Genomic DNA, 15,863 nt, shown 5'->3' with positions numbered 1-15,863 from the left:
ACACTTCGTGGGATAGTGTCTGTCAAACTGAATTTATTTCAGTTTCTCATCCTATTTGATAAAATAAAATTTTATTTATAACGATCTATTATTTTAGAAATATTCTTAGTTTCTTCATTAAATGTTTTCCAATCACAAACAGAATTTAGATTAATAGAATAAGTGCTATTATGATTGGACATACTAATATTTATTTTCCCCACATAGTCTGTGCAAAATATTTCATTTTCATATGGAGTTGTAACTATTTTATAAATATTCTCTTCCAATGCTTTTTTATCGTTCTTAGAAATTTTGAATGATTTTGTTGTGTAATCATTGATATTCTTCCATGTTATAAATTCTATTGAATCAGAGTAATCATAAATTCTTATAGATAAATTTCTATCATCAATTGACATCGTATTATACATATATTTTTTATTTACTTCTTTTTCTAACTTCTTTTCGCAAGAAATACTGAAAATCAATAAACTAAAAATGAACAATAAATTATATTTCATAAATAGCGATAATTATGTAAAATAGAAATCAGACTATTCCAAATTCTCGTCCAACATCTTTGTTTTTTTCTTTGATTTTTTAGCTTTCTTTTTGGCTAAAAATGTATTTAAATCATCATCAATTTCTGTAGAATCTTCATCACCCAAAAGATAACCCCAAGGTTTTAATTCAGTCACATTATCAAAAACAATTTTCATCAACGCAAGTATTGGAATCGATAATAGCATGCCCATAATTCCCCACGTCATTTCTCCAATTACTAATCCAATAATCACAATCAAAGAATTAATTTTTACTTTAGAACCTACAATTTTTGGCATCACTACATTTCCATCAATTGCATGAATTGCAATAAATGCAATTAAAACAAAGAACAATTTTGAAGCTGACATTGTGGCAAATGTGATTATTAGCGTTATAATTAATGAAATAACAATTCCTACATAGGGAACAACATTTAGAACACCAGTTAAAATAGCTAAAACAAATTTGTATTTAAGTCCAAGGATAGAAAATGCAATAAAAGATAAAATTGATACGACTAACATTTGTAAAAATAAGCCAATCAAATATTGTTTGACCATTTTTTGAATAGATGTAATGACGTTATAAACCTGGTCGTGTGTATTTGAATTGAATGCGTAATATAAGAATTTTACTAAATGACGACGATAAATCAACAAGAAAACAATGTATAAAAAAGTGAACAAGACTGTAACAGCCATCGATGAAACAATAGAAATTACTTTTTCGATTACAATTGTACTCGTTTCGATAGTCGTTTTGACATTCTTTGTCAAATATTCCATTTGCGCATGCGAATTAACACCAAAGGTATGGTGAATCCAATCTTGCAAATTCATAAATGCTTCTATGATTTGTTTCTGAAACGTAGGCCATTCATTTGCTATTTCAGCCATTTGTATAGCAATCAAATAGAAAATTCCTAAGATAAATGCTGCAAAAAGCAAGGTGGTAATGATACTTGAAATAACACGTGGAATGCGTAAATATCTTTCGAAAAATGAACAAACGGGTGCTAATAATATTGAAATTAAGAAGCCTAATATTAATGGAACTAAAATTCCTTTACCTATTATTGAAATAAATGTTAAACAAATGATTGACAATAATGTGCAAGTTAGTTTTAAATAAAAAGGCCATTTTCTAATGACTTCCATAATTATGAGTGTTTTATTTTGACAATTTTTTAGATAAGTTGTATAAATATAGTTTTATTTCTTAAGACTTTATTTGAATCTTACGTTTATTTCAATAAAAAAACCACGTTATAAAAACGTGGTTTTCAGAATATAGTGAAAAATATTATTTTTTCTTTGCATTTTTGCTTTCGTCAACGATAGTCATTTCATCAATCAAACGTTGCGCATTAGCATACTTGTCAACTACCCACAAAATATAACGAGAGTCCACCATAATATTACGACAAATCTCTGGATCATAATTTAAATCTGACATTGTTCCTTCCCAAACACGGTCAAAATTCAATCCGATTAATTCTCCTTTTGCATTCAATGCAGGAGAACCAGAATTACCACCAGTTGTATGGTTTGTTGCAATAAAGTTTACAGGTAATTTTCCGTTTTTATCGGCGTATTTTCCATAATCTTTTTTGTCATATAAACTCAACATTTGTTTTGGTAAATCATACTCATAATCTCCCGGAATATATTTTTCCATGACACCTTCCATGTGTGTGACAGGCTCGTAATAAACCGCATCGCGAGGTTGGTAACCATCAACTTTTCCGTAAGTTACACGTAAAGTAGAATTTGCATCTGGGAAGATTTTTTTGTCTGTAAAAACATCCATTTGCGCTTTCATATACGTACGCATCAACTTGTTGATTTTATCTTGATTCGCTAAATATGTAGGTGTAACTTTAGTTTGATTTGCATCTAAAACCAAACGAATTTGAGCAATTAAAGCATCGTCTTTTAAAGCCTTGATAAACTCAGCATCATTTTCAGCTAACGCTTTGATATTTCCTAAAACAGATTGTCCGTTAATTTTTTTCGTTCCGTTGATTACCGAATTTCCTAAAGCTGTTTTGATATTTGTAGCAGTTGTATTTGGCAATAAATTTTGAGGAACAACTTTAAAATAATTATCTGCCAAATCAGAAGAAATAGTTTTGTCTAATTCAGGATTATAATCCTTGTGCATAGACGCAACAGTATTCAACGCTTTTGCTTTAGTTTCAGCATAATTTTTTTGTCCAACCGCATTCAAAATATTGTTCAATGTTAACGCCATTCTGAATGTTTCTGAATTTGAGAAAAACGTTTCAGAATACATTGTGTACGCTAAATTGTAATCTTGATTTGCTTTATTAACTTGATTTAATTCAGAAATAATATTCGAATATTCACCTTTTAATTTTGGATTTTTCGCAATACGATTCATGAATTCTTGCTCGTATTGTTGACGTTTTTCTACAGCTTTTGAACGGTTTAATCCTAAAACTTCACCAATCCATTTTTTGTGTGCATTCGAAATACGCGCTTGTTTAGATGCATAAGCGATACGAGTTGCATCGTCTTCACGCATTTTTTTATCGATATGAGATAATGCAATTGTACGCACATTGATACGCGCAGGATCAATCACATCTTTTATTTGCTGGATAGAAGAAGCTGGTAAATATTCGTCCGTCGTACCTGGGAAACCATATACAAACGTGAAATCGTCCTCGCTAATTCCTGAAATATTAATTGGTAAGAAATGTTTTGGCTTGTAAGGAACGTTTTCTGGAGAATAATCTGCAGGTTTGTTATTTTTGTCTGCATAAATTCTAAACATCGAAAAATCTCCTGTATGACGTGGCCAAACCCAGTTATCTGTGTCATTTCCGTATTTCCCAATTGCAGAAGGTGGCGCACCAACTAAACGAACATCTTTGTATGTTTCTGTCGTAAATTGGTAATATTTATTTCCTTTGTAAAAAGGCTTAATAAATACTGAACGATAAGCTTCTGTCTTAGTTTTTGCATTAAAATCTTCAATATTTTTCTTGATGATTTTGTTACGATCTTCCTCCGACATATTATCATTAACACCAGCTAAAATGGCTGTAGTTACATCTTTAATGTCTACAATAAAAGTCGCTGTTAAACCTTCGTTTGGTAATTCGTCTTTCAGCTCTTTAGCCCAAAAACCATCTGTTAAATAATCATTTTCTAAAGATGAATGTGCTTGGATTTCTCCATAACCACAGTGATGATTAGTTAATAATAAACCATTTGGAGAAATAACTTCTGACGTACAACCGCCACCAAAGTGCGCAACTGCATTGTTGATGCTTTTATCTCCAGTACTGAAAATGTCTTTTGATGAGATTTTCAATCCCATGTCTTTCATTTCCTTTTCATTCAATTCTGTCGGAATCCACATTCCTCCACCTTGTTGAGCAAAAACACTAAAGTTTGCAAACAAAGCCATTAAAATAGATCCTTTAACGAATAGTTTCTTCATTTTTATTTGATTATTTTATTCTACCGATTTCTAAGAATTCCAAAGATAAAGATTTTTATTCAATCGTTAATGAATTGCTCAAAACCATTATTACTACTAAATGAGCCTGAATTAAATAATTTCACAGTAAAATTAGAGGATTAATTTCTTTTAAAAATTCGTAAATTTGACATTCGAAACACATTGTAAAATGAAACAAATTGTCGAATTCCAAGATTTAGGAATTAACAGAGATTACCAAGAAATTTGGGATTATCAAGAAAGTCTTTTAGCAGAAAATATAGCCGTAAAACAATATAATAGAGCGCAAGAAAAGGAGGGAAGTTCAGATTTTAAAAATACCAAAAATCATTTACTTTTTGTAGAACATCCGCATGTTTATACACTTGGAAAAAGTGGACATTTAGAGAATATGTTAGCTTCGAGTGATAAATTAAACGAAATAAATGCAACTTTTGTGAAAACCAATCGTGGTGGAGATATAACGTATCATGGACCGCAACAATTAGTTGGTTATCCTATTATTGATTTGGATACTTTCAAGCCAGATATTCATTTGTATATGCGCAATTTAGAAGAAGTGATTATCAAAACTATTGCCGAATATGGATTAAAAGGTGAGCGTTCTCCAGGAGAAACTGGTGTTTGGTTGGATGTTGGTCGACCTTTTGCTCGAAAAATTTGTGCAATGGGTGTTAAGGCTTCACGTTGGGTAACGATGCATGGTTTTGCGCTAAATGTGAATACAGATTTGCGTTATTTTGAATACATTGTTCCATGCGGAATTCAGGATAAAGCTGTAGCTTCATTAGAAAGAGAACTTGGACATCAGGTAGATATGAAAGAAGTAAAAGCGTTTACGAAGAAACATTTTGCTGAAGTTTTTGATGTCGAATTTAAATAAGATAATTCAGAAATATAATCTATTTTTAAGGACCGTTTTTACGGTCTTTTTTATTGCACAATGAGAAGCTTATTTATTCTATTTTTACTTGTTTCCACTTATAGCAAATCTCAATCGTTTGCGCCAATTATTTCGAATTACTCTAAAAGCGAATATTTGGGCGAATCGCCTATTTGGGATATTACAGAAAATAAAAAGCAAGGAAAAGTATATTTTGCGAACAATCGAAATATCTTAGAATATGACGGTAATTTTTGGGAAAAATATTCGCCAAATAGCTTAACAATCATACGTTCTGTTTTTACAATGAATAATGTATTGTATTCAGGTGCATTAAACAATTTTGGATATTGGAAAACGATTGAAGGAAAGAAAGTTTATATTTCAATTTCAGATAAATTCAAAAGTTTTGAAGGGTTAGAACAAGAAGAAATCTGGAAAATATTTTATCATAATCGTTCTATTTATTTTCAATCGTTCAATTACCTTTTTCAATTTGATGGTAAAACGGTTAAACGATATAAATTACCTGCGCTTTCCTCTTACGTTTATCTGGTGAAGGGTAAAATGTTAGTAGCCACTATTTCTAAAGGTATTTTCGAATTTAATAATGGACATTTTGAGCCGTTATTTGAAATTGAAAAAGGTAAATCAATTGTCATTCATGGAATAGAAAAATATGATAATGACTATTTAATTGGTACACTAACAGAAGGAATTTTTAAGTACAACAAAACAGCTGGTTTACAAGAGTTCAATGTGGAATTCAATAAAATGCTAAAGAATTATTTAGTGTTAAAAATGATTCGATTAGAAGATAAATTAATCATTGGAACATCAAATAATGGGATTTATGTATATGATTTAAAAACTAATTCTTACAAAAATTACAATCAAAACTCTGGGTTAATCAGTAATACAATCCAAAATATAAGAATAGATTCTAAAGGAAATGCTTGGCTTGGAACAGACAAAGGTATTTCGAAAATAGAATTGAAAAACAAAACTCAACTATTATATGATTACAATGGTCATTTAGGAAATGTTTTTTCGTTCGATTTTTACAAAGACAATATTTTGTTGGGAACAAATCACGGATTTTATAATTATTCGAATACTCTAAACCAAACAAATTCAGTTCTCGAAAAAGGTTTAATTTGGAATGTAACAAATATTGATAATACAATTTATGTTTCGGATAGTTGGGGAACTTACATTTATTCAGGATTATTGAATAAGATTTCTTCTACAAATGGAGGTTTTAAATTGATCAAATATGGAAATAAATTATATCAATCATCTTTTACAGGAATCAATGAATATATACAAGGTTCTCATGAAGAATCTACTAAAGTTTCCAGTTTAACTATTCCAATTATTGATTTTATTATTGTTGAAAATAAAATTTTAGGAACAGGAAAAAATGGTGGTTTATATTTATTTGATCTCAAAAATAGAACAGGAAAGGAGATATTTTACCAACATAAAAAATTAGTTAATCCGCAAACTATTCTCGAAGATAATAAGGTTTTTGTATTGATTGACGATCAACATTTAGTCCGTTATGATATAAATAAAAACTTATTTTCTGACGAGAATTTAGATTCGAAATTAAAGAATATTAATCGAATTCGTTATTTAAAGGAGAATCGCTATTTAGTTGAAGCGGATAATATTCTGTATTATTCTAAAGTGGAACAGAATAAATTGATTCATTATTTAATTCCAAAAAAATTGTATGATGGAAAATTAGTTGATGACAATTTAACGGCTAAAATCAACGATCAGTTTTTATACATTAACCTCGAAAACGGATTATTGAAATATGATTTAAAATCTATACGTCGCGAATTACCAAAGGTAAAAATTAAAGCAAAAATCAATCAAACGGTTTTGAATAATGAACCTAATATTGAGTATTCAAATAATTATATAGATTTTTATGTTTCAATTTTGAATGATGATTTTGCAAATTATCAATTGTATTATCAATTAAATAACTCTAAAATTCAACCACTTAATCAGCCTATAATTAATTATAAACAATTAGAAAGTGGATCATATCAATTGTCTATTTATGCTCTAAAAGATGGAAATTTTGTGGAGTTGAATCATTTTGATTTTCGGGTTAAGAAGATTTGGTATTTATCAAATTTGATGATATTATTTTATATTTTATTAATTGTTGGATCGATTTTGGCTATTTATAAATATAACAGAATGAAGTTGAAACAAAGTTTCAGAATTAAACAAAAGCAATTTGAATATGAATTGAATTTGATGGAAATGAAACATCAACAAGAGTTAAAAGAATTGAATCATAATAAAGAAAAACAACATTTAGAAACTTCTTTACAAACGAAATCTACAGAATTGGCTGGACAAGCTTTGAAATTAGCTAATCAACGTGCTATGATCTTAGAAATTAATCAATTGTTTTCTCAATTGGAAATGAATGAAATCAATAAAAAGTTAAAAAAGAAATTTGAGAAAACGTTTTCGGAATATAGTTACAACAGAAATGAATGGCAAAATTTCGAATTAAATATTCAGGAAATTCACCAAGATTTTATTAAGAGATTAGCTGAGAAATATTCTAATTTAACGGCAAAAGACTTAAAATTGTGTGTTTTCCTTCGAATGAATTTATCAACCAAAGAGATTGCTCCTTTAATGCACCTTAATTATCGATCGGTAGAACTACAACGATATAGATTACGCAAAAAAATGCAAATTCCTTCTGAAATAAACCTAAATAAATATATGATTAATTTTTAAATATCGGAAAATAAATTACATCATAACTACATCATATTGTAAATACAATATTACATAATTGATTGATATTTAATGTAGTATATTTTATTTTTTTAGAAAATTATTCTAACTAAAATTATTACTTGTTAATCAAGTGTTAAAACATTCTATTTTTGAAATAACCATTTATTGAAATAGAATGAAAAAATATTTTCTTCCATTATTTATTCTCGGGTCTTTCTGTGTAAATGCCCAAGTTACTAACGATTCTATACAGATAGGAGATCCTTTTGAAAGTGATTCTATTATACTAGATCAAGCCGTTGTGGTTGGATATGGTACTGTTAAGAAATCAGATCTTACATCAGCTGTTTCATCAGCTAATGCTAAAGACATTACGCAAATTGCAAGTACAACTGCCATGCAGTCTTTGCAGGGTAAATTAGCTGGTGTTAATATTATTAATACGGATACTCCAGGAGGTACACCAACTGTTTTGGTTCGTGGAATGGGTACAGCTTTGGGAGGTAAAGCTCCTTTGTATGTTGTGGATGGGTTAATTGTTCCAAATATTAATAATATTAATCCAAATGACATTGAAAAAATTGATGTTTTAAAAGATGCAGGATCTTCAGCTATTTATGGAGTTCGTGGTGCAAACGGTGTTGTTGTTGTAACAACTAAACGTGGTAAAACAGGAAAGATAAGAGTTAACTATGATTCATATATTGGAGTAAGAAATACTATGAATATGGTAGATATGGCTGATGCTAATCAGTACATAACTTATTTTAACGAGCAAAGAAAAGCAACAGGAGGTTCTTTGATTTCTACAAATCAACAATATAACACGAATTGGTTTGATGAAATGTTAACCACAGGACAGTTAGTTAGTAATAATGTTTCGTTGGCTGGTGCTGGAGAAAATATTAATTACATGTTCAGTATTAATAATTTCGAAGAGAAAGGAATTTTAGAAGGAAATAACTTCAAAAGAACAACTGTTCGTAGTAACAACGATTACAAATTGTTTGATGGAGTTTTAAAGATTAAACAAAACGTTAGCGCTACATTTTCTAGAGAAGTTCCTAAACCATATGGAGCATTTGATACAGCTTACCGTCAGTCACCATTAGTTCCTGTAAAATATGATAACGGAAGATGGGGTTTACCTATTTTTAATACAACTACAGGAGAAGTAACATACGTTGCAAAACCAGGAGAGGTGACAAGTAATTTGAACTCTCATGGTAATCCAATGTCTACTTTATTCTATGATAATCAAAAAGCTAATTCTACTACGCTTCAAGGAAATATTGAAGCTGAACTAAAATTAGCAAAAGGTTTAACTGTAACTTCTCGTGCTGGAGGAACAAAATATTGGTACAAATACAGAGAATTTAATCCAATTAAAGAAAGATGGATTGCAGGTAATCCAATTAGAACTGCTGCTGAATTTGAAGATTTAAAAGCGAAAAATCCAGCAAGTTCAACTTATATGAATAACTCTCTAAATCTAAGTAATGTAGAAACATTTAGATGGTCATGGGAAAATTTTGTAACATTTGATCGCAAATTTGGAGATCATTCGTTCAATGTTGTTGCGGGAGTTTCTGCTGAAAAAATGGGTATTGGTCAATATTCAGATATCACAGTATATGATGTTCCTGATAAAAAACAATATTGGTCAGCTCATCATGCTTCTGGACAATACAAGGCTGCAATGGATCAAAATAATTACACTCCAATTGCTTATGCTTCTTATTTTGCGCGTTTACAATATAATTACGCAAATAAATACTACGTTTCTGGAATTATTCGTAGAGATGGCTCAAGTCAATTTAAACAAAACGAAAAATATTGGGGAACTTTCCCATCAGTTTCTGCTGCTTGGAATATTTCTAACGAAGAGTTCTTAAAAGATAGTAATGTAATTTCTTTCTTAAAACTTCGCGGAGGTTGGGGACGCTTAGGTAATGCAGATGTGCCATACAATTATACAACAATTTCTACTTCAACAGGTAGTGATAATGCGAATTATGTTTTTGGACCAGGTCAAGATTTAATTTATGGAGCTTATATCGGATCTCCAGCTTATGATATTTCATGGGAAATTGTAGATGAATGGAGTGCTGGTCTAGATTTCGAGTTATTGAAAGGTAAATTATCAGGAAGTTTAGATTACTACAACAAGACCACGAAAAATGCCATCTTAAATATTAAACAAATAGGATCGTCTCCTTATGAAAAAGATTTTTATGACCATGTTGCAAAAGTAGTAAATCAAGGTTTTGAAATTGCTTTGAATTATCGTAATGAAACAGCTGGAGGATTTAGATATTCGATAGGTGGTAACTTTAACTACAATGAAAATGAAGTGAAGTCTGTGAAAGAAGGATATTCTGGAATGACAGGAGGTTCTTTAGGAAATGGACAAATTGCAAAACGTTTAGAAGCTGGTCAACCACTTGGTTCTTTCTGGTTATATGAAGTAGAAGGTGTTTGGCAAACACAAGATGAAATAAATAGCAATGCTCATTTATCAAGTGCTCGTCCAGGACATTTACGCTACAAAGACCAAAATGGAGATGGAGTTATTGATGATCGTGATAAAAAATTCATGGGATCATATATTCCAAAATATAACTACGGAATCAATGTTAGTTTAGAATATAAAAATTTCGATTTAACGATTAGCGGTTACGGAGCTGGAGGTAACAAGATTTACAATGGTATCAAAAATACACGTTTAGGAGGGGAAAATATAACAGTTGATATGTTTAACGATCGTTGGACAGGAGCTGGTAGTACAAATTCTCATCCAGGAGCGGAGCGTGATCAAGTTGCTTCTTCTTACTATTTAGAAAAAGGTAATTATTTCAAATTAAGTAACATGACAATAGGATATAATTTTAGAGATAAAATTGATTTTATCAGAAACCTAAGATTATATGTTAGTGCACAAAATGTATTCATGATTACGAAGTATTCAGGATTTACACCGGAATTAACTTTAGATAATGTAAAAGGAAAACGTTATGATGGAAGTCCTTATGGAACGACAGGTATGGATTTCTCTGCATATCCAAATGTTAGAACATTTTTAGTTGGATTAAACGTAGAATTCTAATCTAGAAAATTTTAAAAAAATGAAAAAAAATATATTTAAAATAGTAACATTAGCTTCTATTCTTTCAATCGGAACATTAAGTTCATGTACAAGTGATTTTTTGAATGTAGATTCTCAAGAAAATATAGCTATTGATGATCAAGCTTCTCAATCTCCAGAAAAATATGTGAATGGTATTTACGGAATGTTTACAGATTGGGATTATGCATTCTCTTGGTTAGGAGTTACTGAAATGATTTCTGATAATGCAGATAAAGGAAGTTCCTCTACAGATAATGGTGGAGATAAAAGAGATTTAGACGAATTATTACATAGTTCTACAACTGGTTCTATCGAAGCTATGTGGAAACGTTTTTATAAAACAATTGGTAGAGCGTCATATTCTATAAAATATACGACAGAATCATCAATCACAGATGCAGAAAAAAATAGATTAATTGGGGAAGCAAAATTTTTGAGAGCTGTTTCTTATTTCTATTTGGTTCGTATGTTTGGAGATACTGTGATACAGGAGTTAGATGTTCCGGCGTCTTATTCAGTACGTAAACCAAAAGCAGAAGTTTATGCATACATTGAAGCAGATTTATTAGATGCAATATCAAAACTTCCTACTAAAAATGAATATGCTGCAAAAGATTTAGGACGTGCAACAAAAGGAGCTGCTCAAGCTTTATTGGCAAAGGTATATTTATACCAAGGAAAAAATCAACAAGCGTACGATATGGCTACAACCGTTGTTAATTCTGGTATTTATGATTTAGAAAGTGATTACGCAACAACTTGGAGAAAAGAAACTGAGAATGGTAAAGAGTCTTTATTTGAAATCCAAGCTCGTGGAGATGCTGTTGCGCATGGCGTTCAACAATATTCAGAAACTCAAGGAGCTCGTGGTACTGGAGGTTGGGGATGGGGATTCAATGTTCCTTCTCAAAATTTATTAGATGCTTTTAATGCTGAAGGAGATGCTATTCGTCGTGATGCAACAATCATTTTTAGAGGTGAAACTTTATATGACGGTCGTTTAGTTCCAACTTCTGTAGAAAACCCGATGTATAACGAAAAAGCGTATTCAAGTGCGAATCTTGGTTCTGCGGATGGAGACAAAAACATTCGTGTAATTCGTTTTTCTGAAGTTTTATTAATTCAAGCTGAAGCAGCAAATGAAATTGGGCAAGATGCTTTAACACCTCTTAATCGTGTTAGAACACGTGTAAAATTAGCTCCAATAGCAAGTATGTCTAAAGATCAATTACGATTAAAAATTTGGAATGAAAGACGTTTGGAGTTAGCATTTGAGCATGATCGTTGGTTTGATTTAGTTCGTACTGGTCAAGCAAAAGAGATGATGGCGAAAAATGGTAAAACTTTCGTTACTGGAAAACATGAATTGTTCCCAATTCCAAATGGACAAATTATTCAAACTCCAACAATGACTCAAAACCCAGGTTGGTAATGATTAAATTAAATAAAACAATAGTTACTTGCGCTTTTTTATGTGGCGCAAGTGCTTTTGCTCAAACAAAACAAGAAAATAAGCTGTTAGATAAAGTTCAAAAACAGACGATTCAATATTTTTGGGATTACGCTGAACCTCATTCAAAATTAGCTCGTGAACGTTTTCATCCTGATGGTTTTTATCCAGAAAATGATTCAAATATCATTACAACAGGAGGAACAGGATTTGGATTAATGAGTTTAATTGTTGGTATTGATCGCGAATTTATTCCAAGAAAAGAAGCAACTGAACGAATTTTAACAGGATTGAAATTTTTACAAAATGCAAATCGTTTTCATGGAGCTTGGCCACATTGGTTAAATGGCGAAACAGGAAAAGTAAAAGCTTTTAGTACATACGATAACGGAGGTGATTTGGTAGAAACTGCATTTCTTGCTCAGGGTTTAATTTGTTTGAAAGAGTATTTCAAAGATTCTAAAAATGAGAAAGAAATAGAGATTTCGCAATTAGCTGATCAACTTTGGAAAGAAATCGATTTCAATTTTTATACACGAGGAGAAAATGTGTTGTACTGGCATTGGTCTCCAAATTACGAATGGAAAATCAATTTTCCTTTAAAAGGATTTGATGAAACCATGATTACGTATGTTATTGCTGCGGCTTCTCCAAAACATTCTATCAATTCAGAAGTTTATTACAATGGTTGGACGAGAAATGGTGATATAAAATCAAATGATTCTGCATACGGAGTTCCATTGATTGTAAAGCATAACGGAGCTAATAAAAATGTTGGACCTTTATTTTGGGCACAATATTCATTTATTGGACTTAATCCGAACAATTTAATAGATGGAATTGGTATTGATTATGGAAAAGTAGTGAAAAATCAAGCAAAGATTCATTACATCTACAATCAACAAAAAACGGAAAGTTTCAAGAAGTACAAAAAAAATATGTGGGGATTAACGGCAAGTTATACCTTCAATCGAGATGGAACAGAAGGTTATACAGCACACTCTCCATTAAATGACAATAATGTAATTACGCCTACAGCTGCGTTATCGTCTTTCCCATATGCACCGAAAGAATCTATGGATTTCTTGAAGTTTATTTACGAAAAACAAAACAAAAGCTTGATTGGAGTAGCAGGTCCGTATGATGCGGTTGATGTAAAAAATGATCGAGTGATTACGAAATATTTGGCGATAGATCAAGGAACAATTACACCAATGATAGAGAATTATCGCTCTGGATTATTGTGGAAATTGTTTATGCAAAATGAAGATGTACAAAGAGGTTTAGACAAATTGAAATTCAAAACAACAGCCTCGAATTAAAATCAAAAAAATGAAAAAACTAATTTATTCAATTGCTTTCTTAGGATTAGCATTCAATACTTATGCGCAAAAAATAAAGTTTGATAAATCGAAATCGAAATCAGAGTTTATTGATTATGTGATGAGTCAAATGACGATTGATGACAAAGTGGGTCAGATGGTACAATATACCTATGATGGAGGTGATGTTACAGGCTCTGCAATTGATAAAAATTATATAAAATACACGAAACAAGGTATGATGGGGTCTGTATTTAACGCTACGACAACAGATATTACCAAAAAATTACAAAAAATTGCTGTTGAAGAAACACGTCTTGGAATTCCATTAATTTTTGGATACGATGTAATTCATGGTTATGAAACTATTTTTCCAATTCCACTTGGTGAAGCTTCTTCTTGGGATTTAAAAGCAATTGAAAAATCGGCTCGAATTGCTGCTGAAGAAACAGCTGCTGGCGGAGTTCATTGGACTTTTGCTCCGATGGTTGATATCGGTTTTGATCCTCGTTGGGGACGTGTTTCTGAAGGTGCAGGTGAAGATACTTTCTTAGGAAGTAAAATTGCAATAGCGCGTGTTAATGGTTTTCAAGGTAAAAGTTTATATGATTTAAATACCGTTTTAGCGTGTACAAAACACTTTGCAGGATATGCTTTAGCGCAGGCTGGTCGCGATTATGGTTCGGTAGAAATTTCTGATCGTTTCTTAAGAGATTATATTTTGCCGCCTTTCAAAGCGACTGTTGATGCAGGTGCTGGATCTTTCATGACGTCTTTCAACGAAATTGGAGGAGTTCCTTCTACAGCAAGTAAATATTTGTACGATCAAATTTTGCGTAAAGAGTGGAATTATAAAGGGTTTGTTGTAACAGATTATACGGCGATTCAGGAATTAGTTCCTCATGGAATTGCAAAAGATTTGGAAGAAGCAACTCTAAAATCGGTTGAAGCAGGAATTGAAATGGATATGATGAGTGGTGCTTTTCTTAATCATTTATCAAAATTGGTAAAAGAAGGAAAAGTAAAACAAGATGTGATTGATACTGCGGTTCGTAGAATTTTAGAAGCTAAATATGATTTAGGTCTTTTCGAAGATCCATATCGTTATTCAAATGCAAAACGAGAGAAAGAAACGGTAATGAAACAAGAGTTTTTAAATGAAGCTCGTGATGTTGCGCGTAAATCAATGGTTTTATTAAAGAATGATAAACAAATTTTACCATTAAAAGAATCTCAAAAAGTTGCGGTAATTGGACCTTTAGTTAAAGATGAAAAAAACATCATCGGAAACTGGGCTGCACGTGGAGATCGATACGGAAAAGCGTGGTCTGTTTGGGAAGGTTTGAACGATGTTTTAGGTAAAAATGCAAAAATTACTTACGCACAAGGAACAGAACTTAATTCGTCTAAAACTGATGGTTTTCAAGAAGCAATTAATTTAGCGAAAAACTCGGATGTAATTGTTGCGGTTATGGGAGAAAACGAGAATCAAACAGGTGAAGCTGCTTCTCAAACAAATATAGATTTACCAGGAAATCAGAAAGAATTATTAAAAGAATTAAAGAAACTTGGTAAGCCAATTGTTTTAGTTTTAATGGCTGGTCGTCCAATGACAATTTCGTGGGAAAATGATAATATGGATGCAATTTTATACGCATGGTATCCAGGAACAATGGGAGGTTTAGCGATTACAGATGTGTTGTATGGAAAATACAATCCTTCGGCCAAAACACCGATGACATTTCCTCGTTCTGTAGGTCAAATTCCAATTCATTACAATCAAAAAAATACAGGTAGACCTTATTTAGGAGCGAGTGATGCGGAGCAAAAATATAAATCTCGTTATACAGATTCTCCGAATTCGCCTTTATATCCATTTGGTTATGGTTTAAGTTATACAACGTTTGATTATAGTAACTTAAAGTTGAACAAATCAACGATGAGGAATGGAAAAGATGAAATCAAAGTCACTGTAAATGTTAAAAATACAGGAAACTACGATGGAGAAGAAGTAGTACAATTATATGTTCGCGATTTAGTAGGAAGTGTGACGCGTCCAGTTCGAGAATTGAAAGGTTTTGATAAAGTGATGATTAAGAAAGGAGAAACAAAAACAATTACGTTTACATTAACTCCAGAATATTTAAAATTCCACGATATCAATATGAATTATGTTGCTGAAGCTGGAGATTTCGACATTTTTGTTGGAGGAAATTCAGACGCAACGCTTAAAACAAGTTTTACTTTAGTTGATTAAATTCCTCATTTATAGTTTTAGTT

At 31.3% G+C, this 15,863-nt stretch carries 9 protein-coding genes; 6 read left to right on the top strand and 3 right to left on the bottom strand.

Annotated features, from left to right (window positions below; all coding sequences use genetic code 11):
• Positions 1-71: 71 nt before the first annotated feature.
• The 3 genes from B4J88_RS09815 to B4J88_RS09805 form a co-directional block, all read right to left on the bottom strand.
• On the bottom strand, positions 72-503 hold the full coding sequence (locus B4J88_RS09815; protein WP_219034573.1) for a hypothetical protein: 432 nt from the start codon (positions 501-503) through the stop codon (positions 72-74).
• 33 nt (positions 504-536) lie between these two features.
• Positions 537-1,685 (bottom strand): AI-2E family transporter, encoded by a 1,149-nt coding sequence (locus tag B4J88_RS09810; RefSeq protein ID WP_291046547.1) that lies wholly within the window; start codon positions 1,683-1,685, stop codon positions 537-539.
• Positions 1,686-1,830: 145 nt separating this feature from the next.
• On the bottom strand, positions 1,831-3,999 hold the full coding sequence (locus B4J88_RS09805; RefSeq protein ID WP_291067490.1) for a S46 family peptidase: 2,169 nt from the start codon (positions 3,997-3,999) through the stop codon (positions 1,831-1,833).
• Between the two features lie 190 nt (positions 4,000-4,189).
• Between B4J88_RS09805 and lipB the strand changes: the two genes are divergently transcribed.
• The 6 genes from lipB to B4J88_RS09775 all read left to right on the top strand — a co-directional run bounded on the left by lipB (position 4,190) and on the right by B4J88_RS09775 (position 15,840).
• Positions 4,190-4,903, top strand: a complete 714-nt coding sequence (gene lipB, locus B4J88_RS09800; RefSeq protein ID WP_291067488.1) for a lipoyl(octanoyl) transferase LipB — start codon at positions 4,190-4,192, stop codon at positions 4,901-4,903.
• A gap of 60 nt (positions 4,904-4,963) precedes the next feature.
• Positions 4,964-7,681: a helix-turn-helix and ligand-binding sensor domain-containing protein gene (locus B4J88_RS09795; RefSeq protein ID WP_291067486.1), complete on the top strand. Its 2,718-nt coding sequence runs from the start codon at positions 4,964-4,966 to the stop codon at positions 7,679-7,681.
• 178 nt (positions 7,682-7,859) lie between these two features.
• A complete protein-coding gene (locus tag B4J88_RS09790) occupies positions 7,860-10,790 on the top strand; it encodes a SusC/RagA family TonB-linked outer membrane protein (protein WP_291067484.1) in 2,931 nt (976 codons plus the stop codon).
• A 19-nt stretch (positions 10,791-10,809) separates the two neighbouring features.
• Complete coding sequence (locus tag B4J88_RS09785) at positions 10,810-12,243, top strand: RagB/SusD family nutrient uptake outer membrane protein (protein ID WP_286495499.1); 1,434 nt, start codon at positions 10,810-10,812, stop codon at positions 12,241-12,243.
• Positions 12,243-13,583, top strand: a complete 1,341-nt coding sequence (locus B4J88_RS09780; RefSeq protein ID WP_221855170.1) for a glucoamylase family protein — start codon at positions 12,243-12,245, stop codon at positions 13,581-13,583. The genes B4J88_RS09785 and B4J88_RS09780 overlap by 1 nt, the downstream gene beginning before the upstream one ends.
• A 10-nt stretch (positions 13,584-13,593) precedes the next feature.
• Positions 13,594-15,840: a glycoside hydrolase family 3 N-terminal domain-containing protein gene (locus B4J88_RS09775; protein ID WP_286495498.1), complete on the top strand. Its 2,247-nt coding sequence runs from the start codon at positions 13,594-13,596 to the stop codon at positions 15,838-15,840.
• The last annotated feature ends 23 nt before the right edge of the window (positions 15,841-15,863 follow it).

Source organism: Empedobacter sp. UBA5036, from assembly GCF_002415215.1.
Lineage (GTDB): Bacteria > Bacteroidota > Bacteroidia > Flavobacteriales > Weeksellaceae > Empedobacter > Empedobacter falsenii_B.
The sequence above is the reverse complement of the archived record's forward strand: the minus strand, read 5'-3'. Positions and strand labels throughout refer to the sequence as shown.